Origin of the sequence: Sphingobacterium yanglingense (genome assembly GCF_004363245.1) — a bacterium.
Taxonomy (GTDB): Bacteria; Bacteroidota; Bacteroidia; order Sphingobacteriales; family Sphingobacteriaceae; genus Sphingobacterium; species Sphingobacterium yanglingense.
Genome location: NZ_SNYV01000017.1, coordinates 23,335 through 41,965, shown reverse-complemented (window position 1 = coordinate 41,965; position 18,631 = coordinate 23,335). Strand labels below are relative to the sequence as shown.

Annotated in this window: 12 protein-coding genes; 7 read left to right on the top strand and 5 right to left on the bottom strand. The window is 38.6% G+C overall.

Features of this window, described 5'->3' with window-relative positions; translation table 11 throughout:
* The first annotated feature begins 213 nt into the window (after nucleotides 1-213).
* Genes CLV99_RS18280 through CLV99_RS18265 form a run of 4 tightly spaced genes read left to right on the top strand, consistent with a single transcriptional unit; the run spans nucleotide 214 to nucleotide 7,298 of the window.
* Nucleotides 214-3,540: a SusC/RagA family TonB-linked outer membrane protein gene (locus tag CLV99_RS18280; RefSeq protein WP_162850156.1), complete on the top strand. Its 3,327-nt coding sequence runs from the start codon at nucleotides 214-216 to the stop codon at nucleotides 3,538-3,540.
* Nucleotides 3,541-3,550: 10 nt separating this feature from the next.
* A complete protein-coding gene (locus tag CLV99_RS18275; RefSeq protein ID WP_162850155.1) occupies nucleotides 3,551-4,978 on the top strand; it encodes a RagB/SusD family nutrient uptake outer membrane protein in 1,428 nt (475 codons plus the stop codon).
* 8 nt (nucleotides 4,979-4,986) lie between these two features.
* A complete protein-coding gene (locus CLV99_RS18270; protein WP_133585953.1) occupies nucleotides 4,987-5,763 on the top strand; it encodes a DUF4843 domain-containing protein in 777 nt (258 codons plus the stop codon).
* A gap of 8 nt (nucleotides 5,764-5,771) precedes the next feature.
* The gene (locus tag CLV99_RS18265; protein ID WP_133585952.1) at nucleotides 5,772-7,298 is read left to right on the top strand and encodes a PKD-like family lipoprotein; all 1,527 of its coding nucleotides are present in this window, start codon (nucleotides 5,772-5,774) and stop codon (nucleotides 7,296-7,298) included.
* A gap of 780 nt (nucleotides 7,299-8,078) precedes the next feature.
* On the opposite strand, the gene CLV99_RS18260 is transcribed toward CLV99_RS18265, so the two are convergent.
* From CLV99_RS18260 to CLV99_RS18250, 3 genes are all read right to left on the bottom strand, one after another.
* The gene (locus CLV99_RS18260; RefSeq protein ID WP_133585951.1) at nucleotides 8,079-9,074 is read right to left on the bottom strand and encodes an FKBP-type peptidyl-prolyl cis-trans isomerase; all 996 of its coding nucleotides are present in this window, start codon (nucleotides 9,072-9,074) and stop codon (nucleotides 8,079-8,081) included.
* Between the two features lie 19 nt (nucleotides 9,075-9,093).
* Nucleotides 9,094-10,104, bottom strand: coding sequence for a DHH family phosphoesterase (locus CLV99_RS18255; RefSeq protein ID WP_133585950.1), 1,011 nt, complete (start codon nucleotides 10,102-10,104; stop codon nucleotides 9,094-9,096).
* Nucleotides 10,105-10,223: 119 nt separating this feature from the next.
* Nucleotides 10,224-12,842 carry a PQQ-binding-like beta-propeller repeat protein gene (locus CLV99_RS18250; RefSeq protein WP_133585949.1) on the bottom strand — a complete coding sequence of 873 codons (2,619 nt, stop codon included), beginning with the start codon at nucleotides 12,840-12,842 and terminating at the stop codon, nucleotides 10,224-10,226.
* 355 nt (nucleotides 12,843-13,197) lie between these two features.
* Between CLV99_RS18250 and CLV99_RS18245 the strand changes: the two genes are divergently transcribed.
* Both CLV99_RS18245 and priA read left to right on the top strand, forming a co-directional pair.
* The gene (locus tag CLV99_RS18245; protein WP_133585948.1) at nucleotides 13,198-13,587 is read left to right on the top strand and encodes a DUF423 domain-containing protein; all 390 of its coding nucleotides are present in this window, start codon (nucleotides 13,198-13,200) and stop codon (nucleotides 13,585-13,587) included.
* A 77-nt stretch (nucleotides 13,588-13,664) separates the two neighbouring features.
* The gene (gene priA, locus CLV99_RS18240; protein WP_133585947.1) at nucleotides 13,665-16,142 is read left to right on the top strand and encodes a replication restart helicase PriA; all 2,478 of its coding nucleotides are present in this window, start codon (nucleotides 13,665-13,667) and stop codon (nucleotides 16,140-16,142) included.
* Between the two features lie 20 nt (nucleotides 16,143-16,162).
* On the opposite strand, the gene CLV99_RS18235 is transcribed toward priA, so the two are convergent.
* Both CLV99_RS18235 and blaOXA read right to left on the bottom strand, forming a co-directional pair.
* Nucleotides 16,163-17,005 carry a DUF4886 domain-containing protein gene (locus tag CLV99_RS18235; RefSeq protein WP_133585946.1) on the bottom strand — a complete coding sequence of 281 codons (843 nt, stop codon included), beginning with the start codon at nucleotides 17,003-17,005 and terminating at the stop codon, nucleotides 16,163-16,165.
* A gap of 7 nt (nucleotides 17,006-17,012) precedes the next feature.
* Nucleotides 17,013-17,828, bottom strand: coding sequence for a class D beta-lactamase (blaOXA, locus tag CLV99_RS18230; RefSeq protein ID WP_133585945.1), 816 nt, complete (start codon nucleotides 17,826-17,828; stop codon nucleotides 17,013-17,015).
* A gap of 143 nt (nucleotides 17,829-17,971) precedes the next feature.
* On the opposite strand from blaOXA, the gene CLV99_RS18225 reads away from it, so the two are divergent.
* On the top strand, nucleotides 17,972-18,628 hold the full coding sequence (locus CLV99_RS18225; protein WP_133585944.1) for a protein-L-isoaspartate(D-aspartate) O-methyltransferase: 657 nt from the start codon (nucleotides 17,972-17,974) through the stop codon (nucleotides 18,626-18,628).
* The last annotated feature ends 3 nt before the right edge of the window (nucleotides 18,629-18,631 follow it).

Here is an 18,631-nt window from a genome sequence, read left to right as displayed (position 1 = left end):
ATAACTACCTGGAATGAAAAACTTGATGAAGCGCAGAAGTGGTGGGATACTTCTGCGCGGATGTTTGAGTTCCTGACTTTTTATTGATATATCAATAGAAAAACTGATGTTACTCTTGATCAGACGCCCAAACAGTCAAATTTATAAAAAAAGACGGTATATAGGGCGATACCTTAGGGTTTTCCTACAGGTATGTCTAAAATTTTGAGAGTAATGAAGCTGACCTTCTTATTAACTGTTGTAATACTCTTGCTAGTGGGTACAAAAAGTTTTGGCCAAATATCAGTGAATAAAGCAAATGTTTCCTTGGAGAAAGTCTTCGAGGAGATTGAAAGACAAAGTGGATATGTTTTCTTCTATAAAGGAGATCTTAAGAATATTTTTTTAGATGTAAGCTTTAAAGATCAAAATATCAGTCAAGCCTTAAATATTTGTTTTAAAGATTTGCCATTAGAGTATAGGATTGTGAATAAAAACATTGTAGTAAGTCCAAAGCCAGATGCAAACTGGGGAAGTATTAATAATCGTAATAAATCTGAAGAACGACAAAAATATATACGGGGGAGGGTCAGCGATATACTGTCTAAGCCACTGATCAGTGCTTCCGTATCTATAAAAGGAGAGAAAGAGACGATGACCCTTACAGATAGGAATGGAGAATTTATATTTAGAAATGTAGAGCTACCTGTGACCCTAGTGATAACATATATTGGATTTAAAACTGTTGAACTATCTGTAAAGTCTTATACAGCGAAGAACGATATTGTTTTAGAGATGCTTGACAATAAAATGGATGAACTAGTTGTAAGCACGGGGATATTCCAAAAGGCAGATCGAAGTTTTACCGGATCGTCTATTACCGTTACTGCCGAAAAGCTTAAGTCTTTCGGGAATAGAAATATGATTGTTTCGTTGAGTACTATTGATCCATCTTTACGGATTATTGAAAATAATAATTTAGGCTCTAACCCCAATATGCTACCGGATGTACAGATTAGAGGTAACTCAAGTTTGCCGAATGTCAATAATCTGGATGATATTGTTGGGCTTAACACTCCACTGGTTATTCTTGATGGGTTTCAGTCCTCATTTCAAAAGATGTTGGATATGAATGTAGATGAGGTAGAGTCGATTACGATATTGAAAGATGCCTCTGCTACTTCCATTTATGGATCCCGTGGTTCTAATGGAGTAATTGTTATTACGAGCAAGTTACCTAAGCAGGGAGCATTACGGATTAATTATGCAGTAGACTTAAATTTGGAAGTTGCTGATCTCAGTGATTATCATCTTCTTGATGCACGGGAAAAACTTGATTTAGAAAATAAAGTAGGTTTATACGACAGCGAGTTTGCCGAATTAGATTTAGATCTAAAACGTTACTATAATTCGATTTTAAATGATATTAATTCTGGAGTAAATACGGACTGGTTATCTATACCTCTTCGTACAGGGCTGGGACAGCGGAATAATCTAAGTTTATCTGGAGGGATTCCTAGTCTGCGCTATAGTGCTTCTGTGCAATTTAAGAAGATTGAAGGAGTCATGAAGGGCGCTGCAAGAAATACATTTAATGGAACAGCCAATCTGGTATATTCCTCAAAAAGTTTTCGGTTACGTAATCAGCTTTTAATCAGTGAAGGTCGGTTTTCTGAATCAAGCTATGGAACTTTTCGGGATTATGTGAGAATGAACCCTTATTGGTATCCATATGACCAAGAGGGAAATGTATTGAAGGTACTAGGTAATCCTAAGAGTGATGAGTATTCGCAAACATTATGGAAGGTTCTTCCCGTAAATCCACTGTACAATGCTACATTGGACGGTTTCGATAAATCAAAATTATCTGAAGTAACGAATAATACCTTCTTAGAATGGGCTGTTCCGTATGGTTTGAGATTTCGGGCCCAGTTAGGCATAACAAAATTGACGGAACAGACGGACAAATTTACTCCAGCCAATCATGCTGATTTTATAAACTATGCTAAAAGCGGCTTGTTCAGACGAGGTGATTACAACTATCGGATTGGCAATGGGATCAAGTATGATGGAGGAGTTAATGTGCAGTTATCTAGAAAATTAGGAGAGAAACATAGCTTATTCAGCGGCGTAGATTTTAACATCAGACAGGATAGAAATTCAAGATATGGCTTTTTGTTCGAGGACTTTACAAATCCGAATTTTGATTTCATTTCTGATGCCATCCAATATACCAAAGACCAAAAAAAGTCAGAGGATGAGAGTTTGGTCAATGCGATAGGAGTAACAGCAAATGTAAACTATAGTTATGATGACAGGTATTTTACAGACGCTTCCATAAGAATGGATGGGTCATCACAGTTTGGTGCGAATAATAAAATTGCATCGTTTTGGTCTGTCGGTTTAGGATGGAATATTCATAACGAGAGTTTTATGAAGGATCAGTCTTTTGTGGATAGGCTCAAACTGAGAGGCTCTACCGGTATCACCGGATCACAGAATTTTAATGCTTATCAGGCTCTTTCTACTTACAGATATTACACGGACAAACGATACCATAATCTGATAGGTGCATATTTATTAGGAATCGGAAATGAGGATCTAAAATGGCAGCAGACATTAAAACATAATGTTGGCTTTGATGCCGAGCTTTTTCAGGGACGTCTGCGTATTACAGCGGACTATTACTTGTCTACCACACGGGACTTGGTATCTTCTATCTCTATTCCCGCATCAAATGGATTCACTAGCTATGTGGAAAATATTGGACGGATGGGAAATAAGGGGGCTGAATTGAGTGCTACAGGAGTGTTAGTTCGGCAGCGCTCAAGCGGTTGGTATTGGAGCGTGACGGCAGCGTTGGCCCATAACAGGAATAAAATTTTGGAAATATCCGAAGCACTTAGAGAGGCACAGAGGGATAGAAAAATGGAGAGTGGTACTACACCGGTCCGATTGTTTTACGAGGGTTATTCTACTAGTGCGATATGGGTAGTTCCTTCTTTGGGAATAGACCCTAGTAATGGGAAGGAAGTTTATCTAGATAAGGAGGGGAAGGTAACTTACATTTGGAGTGGGAGCGATCTGAGAGCTATGGGGAATTCTGAACCCAAAATTCAGGGTAACTTCAGTACGTTAATAAGATATAGAAATCTGTCACTGAACGCCTCATTTGGTTATCGCGTAGGTGGACAGTTGTATAATGAGACTTTGATTAATAGAGTTGAGAATGCTGATTATAGGTATAATGTAGATCGCAGAGTGTATGAAGATCGCTGGCAATATCCAGGAGACATTTCTTTTTTTAAAGGATTGATTGTGGGAGGAACTACGTATAAGTCGTCTCGATTCGTACAGGAGGATAAGACGTTAATCTGCCAGAATATAAACCTGCAATATTCCTTCGCCGGAGAGGCGCTAAAGGATAAGTGGAAGATGAAGAATCTGCAGGTTACTGCTAATATTGCTGAACCTTTTCGGATCTCTTCTATAAAACAGGAGCGTGGATTAGACTATCCGTTTTCTAAGCAATTTTCATTAGGGCTTAATGTTACATTTTAACCGTGAGAAGATGAGAAATATAATATGTTTTATGCTCACGGTAATACTAATCACTATGAGTGGGGCATGTCAGAAGTTTTTGACGGTAAACCCTAAAGCTGATGTTTCAAGGGATGTGCTATTCGAGAATGAGAGTGGATTTAAAGATGCTTTGGTGGGAGTCTATATACAATTGGTCGATGTTTCATCTTATGGGAAGACATTGAGTATGGGAGCTATAGAAGATTTAGTGTCTAGCTGGGATGCAAACAGTATGACGGCAGCAGGGCAGTTGGGCTTATTCAATTACAAAGATCAACAAGTTGAATCGATTTTGTCCAATATATTTGCTCATCAATACCAGACTATAGCGAATATCAATGCAATTCTTGATAAGATAGACGAGAAGAAAGCTGTTTTTTCTCCAGGAATATATGAGATCGTTAAAGGTGAGTGTTTAGCATTGCGAGCATATATACACCTAGACTTGATTAGGTTATTCGGTCCTGTTCCAGGCAATGTGAAAAGTGAAGGACGACTGCCTTATATCACTACTTTGTCTAATGCGCCAGTATTGCCGATTGATTTTAATTCCTTTAGTGTCCTTTTGCTAAAGGATTTACAAGAAGCGGAAATACTTTTAAAAGAGGTCGATCCTATTGTTTCGCATAATATAGAGGGTTTGAAAAATGGGGACGCTCCGATCAGTGATGAGTTTATGAAACACAGGAATCTACGTATGAATTATTACGCAGTTAAGGCATTACAGGCGAGAGCATATTTATGGTTTAGCCAACCCCAAAAAGCCTATGACGCAGCTCAGTTACTGATAATGTCTTTTGATAAAGCAGGAGGCAAGAAGTTTAGACTTGGTGGATTGCCTGATTTCGAGAGAGCTGATTATGGACTTACTTGTGAGCATATATTTGGATTGTATGACTTTGAATTATACACCAAGCATCTTGATCAATCTTTGATAAAGGGAAGAGATGGTACGATGGTAAAGAACCAATTGTATGGAGCTACTGGTTCTGATATTAGAGAATTGAAACTGTGGGAACAATTGATGGTTGGTTATCAGTCAGATTATCTTTTTAAGAAGTATCAAAAGCCTAGCGAGGTAGGGCCTATAAAGGATTTTAAACAGATACCTATGCTTCGAGTAAGTGAAATGTACCTTATCGCAATTGAAACTGCAGCGCAATCAGAGGCTACTGTCTTATGGAGTGAATTTAAGAAGGCTAGAATGTTAAACGGCATTAGCCTACCGACAGATCCACTACAGAAGAGGAAACTTTTGATTAAGGAATATCGGAAAGAATTTTATGGTGAAGGTCAAGGTTTTTATGCTTACAAGCGATTTGATGCAAGCAAAGAGGAAATTGTATTTATTCCTGTTGAAGCTACAGTAAATTATACGCCCCCTCTTCCAAAAATAGCAGGAGCAGGCTTAAACTAACTCATGTGATGAAAATTAGAGTTTACACTTTTATTTTGTTATCCTTTTTCAGTTTGACGACATGTCAAAAATCGAAGGAACTGCTCTATACTGATATTGCAAGGATACAGTTTGGACCAGACCCTGCTAAGATACCAAACGTCTCGCAGGTAACAGCTGATACGCTAAAAACGCAGACATTCGTTTACTTGCCCAGTTTTATCTTCACGGATACGGTGTTTTTTGATATCCATACGATGGGGCGTTTATCAGATAGAGATAGACCTTTTAAGATTAAGCAAGTGCAGGTCAAAAATGCAAAGAATGCTATTGCAGGCAAGCATTATAAGGCCTTTGATAACCCGGAGATTGCAGCACGGTATGTGATAAAAGCTGGTACAGTGCATACACGTGTCCCGATTGTTTTGTTGCGTGATGTTAGCCTGAGAGATGAAGCTTATGTATTGAAGCTTGAAGTAGAAGAAAATGATTGTTTTAAGCTAGGACAGGCTGATTTACTTTGGCGGAAGGTGATTTTTTCGGATTTAATGATGCGGCCTTCTATATGGAACGAAATGTACTCGAATCTTTATTTTGGTACATATAGCGAAGTGAAACATCAGTTTATGGTAGATGTTACAGAGCAAAGATGGGATCAAGAATTTATGACTAAAATTTTGATGGATACTGAGCAATTACATTATTGGTTAGGTATGTTGAAGTCAGCACTAATAGAGGAAAATCGGGGTAAAGAAGTAAAGGATCATAAAAGGGATGAATTTGGTCATTTGATTGTATTCCCTTAAGTAGAAATATGAAAGCTTTAGAGATATTAATTGTTTTTGCGTTATCCATTTTATTCTATTCTTGCAATAAAGAAATGGGGCGTGATAGGTTTGAAGAGCTGGAGTCTATAACATTGACGGGGCTGCAAGCCCATTATTCGGTAGTAAGTGGAATAGATAGTTTAATAATAGATCCTGTTCCTTCTTCTAATAAAGAGGCCGAATTTGAATACTTATGGGGGATTTATGACATCCGTAATGAAGACCCTTATGCGGCTATGGATACTATTGGAAAGAGTAAAAATCTTGTTTATCCTGTTAATAAGGTCGCTAAAAACTGGTACTTATCATTGCAGATCAAGAATAAGAAGACAGGGTATTCTGAATATTTCAAAAGTACGATAGATGTTGCCACGGCATATACTCGGGGTTGGTATGTTATAAAAGAAGAGAATGATAGGACGGATATGGACTTCTTTACGACCCCGAATAGTGTTATTGCTGATAAAAGGGTCGAAAACGTATACAGTTTTGTAAATGGGGAGAAGCTTAAAGGAAAGCCTGTTATGATGCGTTTTTTAAACGATTTCAAAGCGCCAAATGATAAAGGAGAATACTCTCCTACTAGGTCGATCTGTTTGGTGACAAATGAAGATGTGGGCATAATGACATTGAGTGGTTTAGAGCTGATAAAAGATTTTAAAACTCTTTTCCACGGGGAACCGAGCAAGCGTAATATGCAGATGATAGGGAATAATTTTACAAATTATTATTTGATAAACGACGGACAGTTGCATAGTATGATAGGACAAGGGCCTGGCACCGGTACTTTTGGAGGGAGGAAACTTAAAGACACACAGGATACGCCTTATTTTCTTTCTCCTTTTCACCTTATGTATACGAATAGCGCATTCTTTTTTGATGAGACAAGTAGTTCTTTTTTCTCTGCTGATGTTCGGAATATGAATTTAATTCCTGTAACAGATGATGCGGACGTAACACTGTCTTCAACGAATAATAATAAAAGAATGTTGTATATGGGAATACGGACTACAGGCTACTTGACTGGATATGCAATATTTGAGGACAAAGATGATTTGTCAAAAAGATCTATAGCTCAAATCATACCCTCCGTTAGCCAGTTCAAAATTTATCATAAAACACTTGATTCTGGGCAAAAGCTATATAAGGGCGACAATTTTGCATTGATCTACCAAGAAGAGGAAGTCATGTATTTTTCGCTAGGTAAAGAAGTGTGGTCGAGAAATCTCTCTAATAACAAAGAAAAACTGCAGTTTACAGTGCCAGCTAACGAAGAGATAACATTTATAAGGTATCGTAAGTTTTCCGGATCTGGACCTGAGGCTGACTACTCATATAACTACGTTATGGTTGGGACTAATGATGGAGGACAGTATAAAGTTCGGATGTTTACAAAAAGTGGAGGGGATTTGTCTGCCTCGCCCGCTTTTATACTGGAAGGAAAAGGTATTGCAAAGGATGCGTTATTTGTTGGTCCTACAATCAACAATCTGACCTATCCATTTACATTTTGACAAGATTTTTTGCTCTTATAATCGGGGAGAGCGAGTGGCGGTGTAAAAGCCGCCGCTCATTAATTTTGAATGTTAGGTAATAGCTTAGATGTAAGTACAGCTATTCGTTGGAAGGAGAGTTTATTACGACGGCATATTGCTCATTTACATTTTGATAAGATTTTTTTGCTCTTATAATCGGGGAGAGCGAGTGGTGGTGTAAAAGCCACCGCTCATTAATTTATTAATGTTAGGTAATGGGCTTAGATGTAAGTACAGGTATTCGTTGGAAGGAGAGTTTATTACGAAGGTATATTGTTTATTTACATTTTGACAAGATTTTTTGCTCTTATAATCGGGGAGAGCGAGTGGTGGTGTAAAAGCCACCGCTCATTAATTTATTAATGTTAGGTAATAGCTTAGATGTAAGTACAGCTATTCGTTAGAAGGAGAGTTTATTACGTCGGAGTATTGTTCATTTACATTTAGACAAGATTTTTTGCTCTTATAATCGGGGAGAGCGAGTGGTGGTGTAAAAGCCACCGCTCTATTATTTTATTAACAGAAATAGAATATATGGACTGGTGTTATATGTGGTTTATATGCATGTGGAGCATTCGGTTAATAGTTTGATGTATCTTATATGCGCTTAGCATACTATATACATTCAAAGGGAGGTATGCTAATGAGGACAATGAAGCCCTAAGGTTTAGAGGTTAGTCATACGGAAAAAGAAATCTTAAAAAAATAGAGCGTCTGATCATCAGACGCTCTATTTTTTAATGTTATGTTCTATAGAACTTAGTTCGTAGGTTCAGTCACCGTTGGTGCACCCATTCCTGGCATAGCAGGTGCAGGGGCTACGCCTTGTCCCTTAATTACATCAACTAACTCAACATCGAAAATCAATGGTGCATAAGGTGGAATTTTTTGTCCTGCAGGACGGTCACCATAGGCTAAAGATGAAGGGATGATAAGTGTTGCTTTTGTCCCTTTGCCAAATAATAAAAGTCCTTCAGTCCAACCTTGAATAACAGGTTGATTTCCTATACTGAATTTTAAGGGCTCAAAAGTGCGCATTGGATCCATTGGAAGTTTTGCTTTGATTGCGTTCTCTTTAATTGACGAATCGAAAACAGTACCATTAGTCAACATACCTGTATAGTTTACGACAACAGTATCTCCCAATACAGGTTTAGCACCTTTACCTTCTTCGGTTACTACATATTGTAAGCCAGAAGCTGTTTTTTTAGGCTCTAATTTTTTGTCAGCAACATATTTTGAGATTTTTCCTTCTTCCGCTTTTTTCAATCCTTCTAATTCACCTTTGAAATAACCGTCAATCTCAGCATATAATGCAGAATCAGTTAACTGACCTTTTTTGAAGTGTTTTCTTACTTTCACAGTGAAGGTCACAAACTTATCTGCAAATTCTGGTTTAGGCTGTCCAGTTTTTGCTGCCATAGTATCCATATTCAATTTGAATACAGCAGAGTCACCTTCTCCTAAGAACTTAAACATAGAGTTATAATCTCCTTTGTACGCTCCCGGGATTGAATCCGGAGCAATATTTACAATTTGAGGTAGGCCTAAATCGTATGTACTGTTAAGTAGAGAATCGTTTTTGTCTGATCTGATCGTTAGATCAACCGATAAAAAGTCTCCTGCTACAGCCTTTTCTTTTGCAACGTCGTCCACAAGATTGTACTCTAGACCACCATCACCCTTTTTGAAGCTCTGGCATGAAGCAGCTAGTAACATCGCAGCCGCCGATAAAAATAAAACTGATTTTTTCATTTTATTGATTAATACTTATTTACTTTGTTAATATGTCTTTATATTCTGGTAATATAGATTTAAATGTGTTTACAACAGACGCTAAGTCAGCTGTCGAGCTACCTCCTGAAGCATTCAAATGGCCACCTCCATTAAAATACTTTTTACAGATTTCATTGCAAGGAATTTCACCAATTGAGCGTAAAGATAATTTAATTAATTCAGTTCTGTCGATAATTAATGCGGCTAAGCGAATCCCTTTGATAGATAAGGCATAATTCACCAATCCTTCAGTATCACCAGTAGTGATGTCAAACTGAGCAAGGTCTTCTTTGCTTATGGCAAAAAGTGCCGTATTGTACTCGGGTATTACTTCCAAGCAGTTAAGTAAGGCATACCCTAAAAATTTTAACCGACGCTCTGTAGAGCTGTTATAGATATGCTCGTGGATTTCCCAATTCCGTGCACCTGCTTCAATCAGATTGGCGATAATGTGATGTACAGCGGCAGTAGTTGAGCGAAACCGAAATGATCCTGTATCGGTCATAATACCTGCGTACATACATGTCGCCATGTCGGCGTCGATTTCTGTTCCGGCTCCGATTACATCTGCGATAAAAGTATATATTAGCTGAGCCGTTGCTGCGGCAGAAGAATCCCAATAGGTTAATGTTGCAAAGTCTTCTGGATCCAAGTGATGGTCAATCATCCACTTTTGACCAGACGATTCGCTGATAAATTTTTCGAGGATATTCGTCCGGGAAAGGGCACTATAATCTAAGCAAAATATAATTTCAGCATTTGCTAATAACTCCGTTGCTATTTTAGACTTTTCGGTGTAAATGATAACATCATCACGGCCAGGCATCCAGTCTAAAAAAGAGGGGAAATCAGATGATAACACCACAGAAACGTCATGGTTCCTTTTTTTAAGCCAATGATATAGCGCTAGGGATGAGCCTAAAGCATCTCCATCTGGTTTATGATGTGTTGTGATTACAATACGTCTAGGCTCGGTCAGTAATGCTAAATGATTTTCTCCTCGTAACATAAAAAATATAAGATTACAAACGTACAAATTATTCGTCTCGCAAGAAAATTATTTTTATCGAATACCTTTGCTTTTGTGCATTGATAACGTATGGTAGCCTTGCCTGATTTTGAGTCGAATTATTGCTGTTTTTGATGTTTAAAAGCATACAGTTTGTGGTCGCGTCGCATACAGAGCAAATACGTGTCGCCATTATAATTGATTCGTCCGTAATGAAATAAAGGTTGTCCTTCTACAGGGAAGCCCTCTTCCAAATTCCCCTCACTATTGAAAAGGTAGATGAGATTTGTTGCTCTTGAAGCCAGTCCTATACGTGTCCCCGAATTATTGGGAAGATAAAAATACTGTGGACGGTCGTTTATTTCTTTGGTGAAGTTGTATTCGAATAGAACACGGGCGCTATCTGAAATGCTATAAACACGGAGTAAGTCATTGTTGACAGATATCATCTCAGTATTGGCCGAAGAATTTATGTTTACGAAATCAGCGAGACTCGAAGCCCCAATCGACTCTAGTAAAGAGGAATTATTGGCACCGTCACGTGATACGCGATGCAGTCGTCCTGTAGTATCTACTGCCAAGAATTCGCTTCCAGAGTTGTTACTCTGCAGTAAACCAATAGGGTTTCTAAGTCGAATATCATTTTTTATGGTAATCTCTTTTGCTTTTTGCCCGCTTTCACTAAGTAAGTATATCTTGCCCGAGCTCGTGCCTACGAGGATTTGGTTATTAGCTGTTATAATTGGTCCCAATATATCGCCATTTGTCTCAAAAGTAGTCCAATCGGCAAGGGGATGGCCTTCCATATCGAAGGCATGTATTTTTTTTAGACTAGGTATCAAGATTGTTTTCTTGCCTTGCAGCGTCACCACAGATGGATGAGCTATAGGCTCTTCTGGTATCTCTACAGAAAATCCTTTGAGTGTCTTGCCATTTGTATCAAAACGATATAGTCTGTTGCGGTCTGTTGCCAGTAAGATACTTCGGTCTTCCAACTGTTGAATGTCTCCTACCACTCGTCCTGCAAATACTGTTGACCATAGTTTCATGCCTTGTGGACTGATTGCATGAATAGTATGATCTAGTTCTTGTAGCAGAATAAACTGACTCGTATCCGAATGTTCAAATATGTAGGGCTTGGTGATGGCTTTATTTTCGAGTGTGTATGTCCACTCTGGTGTTGCGCCTAAGGCATTTTTACTTTTAAATAAAGCATAGAGCTGGGAAATAAATTTACCTGAATTACCGGATAGTTGAATGGACCAAGAATAGAAGTCCTGAAAGCCGAAGTTATCCTTGTTCTTGTAATTGGTTTGAAAAGGAAGATTGAGGGAATTCAATATCTTTGAATTTGCGTTTTTGCCATGTATAAATAGCGTAACGTTAGCTTCATTTCCCTGTAGTTTTTCAAAGTTTTTAAAGCCTAAGGTACCTGTCAGAAAATCTCGTCTTTCAAAATCGTCTCGATAGTCGCTGAGGGTTCTGCTGCTGTTGGCTACAACCAAAACATCATCAACTACGGTTGCATAAGGGCGTGGAAATTCTTTAAAGAGGTCCCCGAATTGTTGGTAAAGTAAACCTGATGATTTAAAACGGTATATTGAGTCTTGGAGATTCTCCAAAAAGTGTTTTTCTAGTTCTTGCCAGGACTCTTTCTTATTTAACTTTACAAATCCAATATAGCTGCTGGAGACGGTTTCAATAAAAGAAATTTCATCACCCAATAAGTTGTTCAATTGTTCTCGTGTACCAGTGGTGTCTATTTCTTCTGCTATTTTTTCCTTTCTTCTTTTAAAAAGGTCACGTAAGTCCTTTTGAAATCGAGAGCGGTCACTAATGCTACAATCTACATATACGGCGGTACTAGAAGGGAAATAAGTATATAAGCTTTGGCTTGTTTTTTCCTGATGTTTAAATAGTGAGATATAGTTTTCCGAATACTGATCTAACTCACTTTCGCCAGTAAGCATTAATGCATCTTGTTTGAAATTGATATTCCATACAGATTGCCCCTGCATCTTCTTGAATAAGTTTAAAAAGGGACCGTCGTTTTTACGTTGATACAAATTGACAATGCTATCGTATTGCTGATGTGGGAAGTATACACTCAGCGCTGTATTTCTGGAATCTCCTTTTAGGAAGAAATCAATTTGGGAGTCTGGTAAATGTTTACTGTGTTTGTCTAGAATCTTTGTTAATAGTTTGTTGGAATTTGAAGCAAAGAATATGTTATTATAGTAGATAGCAGATAATGTAGAATCTTTTATACCATATTGTATTTCATAGATTTTACTCCCCATCGTATCGACCGTGTTAATTTTATAGCGTTTGCTTACCTGATTTAGAATGCTAGAAAATTCAGTCGGGGAAATAGCAGTTGCAGTTGGAATCGTTAGTATTGTTTCAATGTTTTTGCCATCAGGGTGAAAAGAAATGTAGACTTCTGCATCATCGACATACTTTTTTAACGCTTCATTACGTAATAACTCTGTCTTGAACATGCTCATTAATGCAAAATCATTTTGACCTAATAATGCTTCGAAAATTTCAAAGTCTTTAAATATGTTATCAGAGGCTTCGTTGTTTCCAATGGCAGCAATAAGAAGAGCATTGTCCGGTAGATAACGTAAAGGTTTGGCGGCGCGGTTATGTTCGCCGTCAAGATTACGAAAGTAATATATGGAAGCAGTAACTACTGCTACAAATAGAATTACCGAGAGGATAATAGTATTCCGCATATTGCAAACCTACTTATTTCACTTCTATTTTGTGAATATCGTAACAAAAACTTTTCATCATTTTTTGAACGGAAAAATCAGTTTTATATTTTCTTGAAGGCTTCAGTGGAGGTCTTTTTATAGGGGTGATTCTTTTTTAATCGCTTTGTGGTGTATTCTGAAGTAGGAGAAAAAAAATTAAAATAGTCTATTTGTAGGGGATATTTTATACATTTATACGCAATAGTTCAACATAAGTGGTTTCTGAATAAAAGTACACGAAATATCCATGTAGTATTAGACAGTACAAATACTGATGAATATAGTTTGGATCCGCCAGCTGGCGGATGGCCATTAAAAAACAAATTATTTACATATGAATAAGCAAATAATTTTAACTGCTTCTTTTTTGGGGTTGATTGCTGTGATTTTAGGGGCTTTTGGTGCACATGGCCTAGAAGGGAAAATTAGCGATTATCATTTGGGAACTTGGAAGACTGCTAATCAGTATCATTTTTATCATGTCTTCGCATTACTATTTCTTTCTACTTTTTCGAGGGCCAAGAGTCCATCGATTCGTGTTTCATTCATAGCGTTTACAATAGGCATACTTTTGTTCTCCGGGTCTTTATATTTGCTTAGTGTCCGCTCGTTATTAGGGATCGAAGGATGGGGCTTCCTAGGGCCTGTTACACCTTTGGGTGGACTTTGTTTTATGGTGGGGTGGGTAGGTCTATTTGTGGCAGCTGTAAAACACCGTGCTTAGTTTGTAGCGAATCTCCTTTTTCTTTTTATGCCTTTGCCACTGTGTACTACTGTGGCTTTTTATAATATCTTTGTCAGATGCATAGTACTGATTTGTTTGCTGAACGTGAGACATTGTTTGTAGAGGTGGTATTGCCGCTTTCTATTGCTAAGACGTATACTTATCGGGTTCCATTTGAGTGGAATGAAAAAATTAAAGTAGGCGTACGTGTAATAGTACAGTTTGGTAAGAATAAGGTATACTCTGCGATAGTAAAAAATATCTCCAAAGAAGCTCCTGAAAAGTATGAAGCAAAATATATCTTAGAAGTAGTCGATGATGATTCAATTGTTAATGAACGACAGTTGACACTTTGGCAATGGATGTCTGATTATTATATGTGTCAGCTTGGAGAAGTGATGCAGGCCGCACTACCGGCGGCACTCAAAATGGCATCGGAAACTAAGATAATAGCGTCTGAAAATCCGGATTTGGATCGTTCTATTCTCTCGGATAAAGCGTACATGGTACTCGAAGCTCTTGACATAGCAGGAGAACTACGTGTAGCAGATGTCATCAAGATATTGGGACAAAAGTCTGTTTTTCCTTTGCTCCGCTCGCTTTTTGAACAAGGCTTTGTGCTCATTTCGGAAGAGATTAAAGAAAAATATAAACCTAAAACCAAAGCCTTTCTCTATATCGCAGCAGAGTACAATGATAGCGAAGGGAAGAGGTTGTTGTTAGATGGGCTTAATAAGGCTCCAAAGCAACAGGATGCTGTCCTTGCATTTTTACAGTTGACAAAGAGTCGAACAGATATAACGAGGCAGGATCTGATGGAGGTCGCTGCATGCGGTAGTGGCGCAATTACGGCATTGATAGATAAAGGAGTTTTTGAGGTTCGAGAAAAAGTTGTTAGTCGGTTCGAAGGGACAGATTTACAGATGACCAAAGAATTCGAATTTAGTGAACAGCAGCGTGGTGTATTTGAGAAAATCGACAGTTATTTTGAAAGTAAAGATGTGGTGTTGTTGCATGGGGTTACAGCTTCAGGAAAGACCCAGATTTACATTCGTTTGATTGAGAAGATACTGGAGGAGGGAAAGAATGCACTTTATTTACTGCCGGAGATTGCACTAACTGCTCAGATTACCGCCCGATTGAAACTCCATTTTGGGAATCAGTTAGGGGTATACCACTCCAAATTCAATGACAACGAGAGAGCAGAAGTGTGGCATAAGGTCTTGAAGAACGAGTTTCGTGTTATTATAGGAGCTAGATCCTCCGTTTTCCTTCCGTTTCAGGATTTGGGTCTTATCATCGTGGATGAAGAGCATGAAACCTCATATAAGCAATTTGATCCCGCTCCCAGATACCACGCCAGGGATACCGCAATATATTTGGGACATCTACACGAGGCGAAAGTACTCCTAGGCTCAGCGACACCTTCTGTAGAAAGCTATTATAATTCGAAAGCGGGTAAGTATGGTTTGGTACAGCTGTTGAAGCGATATGGAGGGGCACAGTTGCCTGAAATAGAGATTGTCGACATCCCTGAAGAGAGTCGGAAGAATAAAATGCACGCTTATTTTAGCGAAACACTCTTGAACGGTATAAAAGATGCCGTATCCCGTAAGGAGCAGGTGATTCTCTTTCAGAATCGAAGAGGGCACACTCCATTTGTCCAATGTAATACCTGCGGTTACGTCGCAAAATGTGTGAATTGTGATGTAAGCCTAACTTATCATAAGACTTCTCATTTGCTCCATTGCCACTATTGCGGACACTCCGAGACTCCGATCAATGTTTGCCCAGCTTGCGGTATGCCTCATATGGAAAGTAAAGGCTTTGGAACAGAAAGGGTCGAAGAAGAGTTGGAAATACTGATGCCTGATTTACGTATCGGACGTTTGGATTTGGACTCAACCCGAGGCAAATATGGTTTTGATAAGATTATCAATGCTTTTGATGATCACGAGTATGATGTCCTTATTGGGACACAGATGGTCGCTAAGGGGCTGGATTTTGGTCGGGTAAGTCTGATTGGAATTATTGATGCGGATACGATTATCAATTTTCCGGATTTTAGAGCCTATGAAAGAGCTTTTTCGCTGTTTTCGCAAGTCGCTGGACGAGCGGGAAGGAGAGATGTCTTGGGAAAGGTCGTTATCCAAACTTACACCCCTAATCATAGGGTTATTGAACAAGTCGTGCAGCATGATTACGAAGGAATGTTTATGAAGGAGGTTACCGAACGGAAGAACTTCCTCTACCCGCCTTTCTATAGATTGATTCGATTGGATGTAAAGCATCCAGATCAGCAGCAGACCTTGGATTCTGCCCAAAAGTTGGCTAACTTATTACGATTACAGTTAGGTACTCGTGTATTGGGCCCCGAGCCACCACTCGTGTCTAGAGTTCGTAACAATTATATACAGACCATCGTCCTGAAGATAGAACGGGGTGGCGTCAGTATAGTGAAGGTAAAGGAGTTGATTCGTGCGGCTATTCTTTCGTTTGAACTAGACAAACTTAATGCAGGAGTACGGATCCAGTTAGATATAGACCCGTACTAGGCGCTTTCGGTAATTAGCGCTTACAATTTTATTTTGGAAACTTTGAAAGGTTTCTTTACGGCTTTATGAGCTGCTTCTTTGGCTATTTTAGCTTGTAGCTCAGTTACCTTTTCCGGTTTATAATCATTCTTGCGGACGTCTGCATGAAATAACATTTCGTACCAGGTACAGGCTGCTGTGAATCGACCATAGTCCAATTGTAGATGGTAGCCGTCGCGGGTGTATCGATCTCCTATCGATGAAGTACGGGCATTCTGTATCGCGGTGCCTGCAGGTACAACGAAAGCGAAGACCTTTGACTTACTTATCTTCTGTGTAGCATCTTTTATACTTTTATACATTATTTCTTGATTTCTCTCATAATTTGCAAAACCTTTATGGTCAGAGTCCTGCTGATAGGCCCAGGTCTGATGATAGATAATCTTTGTATTCGAGGGCTTTAGCTTGTTGACGTAATCAACAAGATTTGGTAGGTTCTTCATGATAACATCATATTGGCCTGAGTAAGGGCTAGCTTGTTGTAAGCTAATGTAATCCCAATCTTCATCTTTTATGGCTTGAGAGATGCTTGTATTCTTTGTTGAAGACTTACTACCATCGATGTTTGTTTTTCGGTAACTGTAGCTTTCTTTATCACCGGTGGCATTTTTGACATGTAATTCCAAAGAGGCTCCTCCAATATATAGATTGCCGATTACCATTTTTTTATTACTTGTTTTTGCTAGGTCGTAGAGGTAGTTTTCTATAGCATCTTCCGAGAAGCTATTGCCTATAGCCAATACTTTTAACACGGCCTGTTCTTGTGCGAAAAGTGTTTGGCATAAAAAAAGTAGTGTGATTAAGGTTAATTTGATTTTTTTCATTATGGTTTTAGATTAGTTTCATTACTCTGAGAGCATCATAAATAGCTTGTTTGCGGCCATCTGCAAATTTTTCCATTTTAGTAGCATCTTTAGGAATAGCATTTAATGCGAAATAGTACTTTTTATGGTCTTTTTCCAAAAATCCTACAAACCAGCCGTTATTGTCGGTCTCATTGTAAGACCAACCTGTTTTCCCTGATAATTTGTACGTTTGGTTTTCTTCGATTTTAAAGATTTTTAACATCGATTCACGAGTCGTATTTAAGATGGGAAGTTTTTTTGTCAGAAAGCGTTCTAAGAAATCAATCTGCTCAAAGGAGGAGATATGGGATTTCCCTTTAAGCCAGAAAGAGTCGATATTTTGTTCCGTAACATCCATGTTGTTATAATGAAACTTGTTCAGGTAAGTCTTCATGCTGGCTGTTCCGATGTTACGTGCAATCTCTTGGAAGCAGGGGACGCAGGATGCTTGGAAGGCATCTCTTAAGGTTAGGTCTTTTTCCCAACTTTCAAAGTCCCTTTTTCTGCCATCCCATTTAATAACAGAAGTGTCACTTTTCATAATACCCATTTCTAATGCAATAATTGCATTAGGGATTTTAAATGTAGATGCTGGTAGGAAATCGCGTTTGGCCCACTCAAAATCGTTGGAATAATATGTCTGTTGTTGCGGGTCATAGATCAATATGCTGCCTGAGAGGTCGTAATTGTCTAATATGGCCTCGAAAGCTGCTTTGTAGTCGTTGTGATAAGCCTTACTGCTGGATTCAGAGTCACAAGAAATGCAGAAGGCTAAGCTGAAAAGAAGAAGAAGTCTGGACATGTATGCTTTTTTTGAAGGTAGTAAGATACTAATTTTAAATAAAACCAGTTGATGATCGCTTCTTTTTTTACCAAGGTACTGAGCTCAAACATTTTGTATTTATTCCTTAAAATATCCGTTAAATAGGGTATTTTTGAAGAATAATGGCATATAAGTTCATAGATAATTACAGGGAAAAAGGGGCGAGAAATAATCTCGTAAAACATCTTGAGAGCAGAGGGATTCAAGATGTAAAGGTGCTAAAAGCCATTGGGAAGGTGCCGAGGCATTACTTCTTTGATGAGACTTTTTGGAATCAGGCATATAAAGATATTGCCTTTCCAATAGGAGATGGACAGACAATCTCCCAACCCTACACTGTGGCTTATCAGTCGGAACTCTTGCATGTCAAAAGAGGAGATAAAATCTTGGAAATAGGGACAGGTTCTGGATATCAAACCTGTATTCTGTTGGAACTTGGGGCGGAGGTATTTACTATTGAACGTCAGGAAAGTCTATATAATCGTACCATTCAAGTGCTACCTTATATGGGGTATAAACCTCACTTTTTTTTAGGAGATGGATCTAAAGGGATTGCTCAGTACGCACCCTATGATAAAATTATAGTCACAGCAGGAGCGCCGTTTGTCCCCGAAGTGATGCTGCAGCAGCTGAAGTTGGGTGGACTTTTAGTGATACCTGTTGGTGATGAAAAAACACAGAAAATGGTGACTATTCTTCGGGTCGGAGAAAATGACTTTGAACGGATAGAATTGGATACTTTTAGGTTTGTTCCTCTAGTAGGTGACAAAGCCTGGTAAAAA

Excerpts from the sequence above, each read along its gene's own strand:
- CLV99_RS18255 (WP_133585950.1), bottom strand. The coding sequence starts at position 10,104 with ATGTTACGAGGAGAAAATCATTTAGCATTACTGACCGAGCCTAGACGT.
- CLV99_RS18265 (WP_133585952.1), top strand. The coding sequence starts at position 5,772 with ATGAAAGCTTTAGAGATATTAATTGTTTTTGCGTTATCCATTTTATTC.
- CLV99_RS18270 (WP_133585953.1), top strand. The coding sequence starts at position 4,987 with ATGAAAATTAGAGTTTACACTTTTATTTTGTTATCCTTTTTCAGTTTG.
- priA (WP_133585947.1), top strand. The coding sequence starts at position 13,665 with ATGCATAGTACTGATTTGTTTGCTGAACGTGAGACATTGTTTGTAGAG.
- blaOXA (WP_133585945.1), bottom strand. The coding sequence starts at position 17,828 with ATGTCCAGACTTCTTCTTCTTTTCAGCTTAGCCTTCTGCATTTCTTGT.
- CLV99_RS18245 (WP_133585948.1), top strand. The coding sequence starts at position 13,198 with ATGAATAAGCAAATAATTTTAACTGCTTCTTTTTTGGGGTTGATTGCT.
- CLV99_RS18235 (WP_133585946.1), bottom strand. The coding sequence starts at position 17,005 with ATGAAAAAAATCAAATTAACCTTAATCACACTACTTTTTTTATGCCAA.
- CLV99_RS18250 (WP_133585949.1), bottom strand. The coding sequence starts at position 12,842 with ATGCGGAATACTATTATCCTCTCGGTAATTCTATTTGTAGCAGTAGTT.
- CLV99_RS18280 (WP_162850156.1), top strand. The coding sequence starts at position 214 with ATGAAGCTGACCTTCTTATTAACTGTTGTAATACTCTTGCTAGTGGGT.
- CLV99_RS18225 (WP_133585944.1), top strand. The coding sequence starts at position 17,972 with ATGGCATATAAGTTCATAGATAATTACAGGGAAAAAGGGGCGAGAAAT.
- CLV99_RS18260 (WP_133585951.1), bottom strand. The coding sequence starts at position 9,074 with ATGAAAAAATCAGTTTTATTTTTATCGGCGGCTGCGATGTTACTAGCT.
- CLV99_RS18275 (WP_162850155.1), top strand. The coding sequence starts at position 3,551 with ATGAGAAATATAATATGTTTTATGCTCACGGTAATACTAATCACTATG.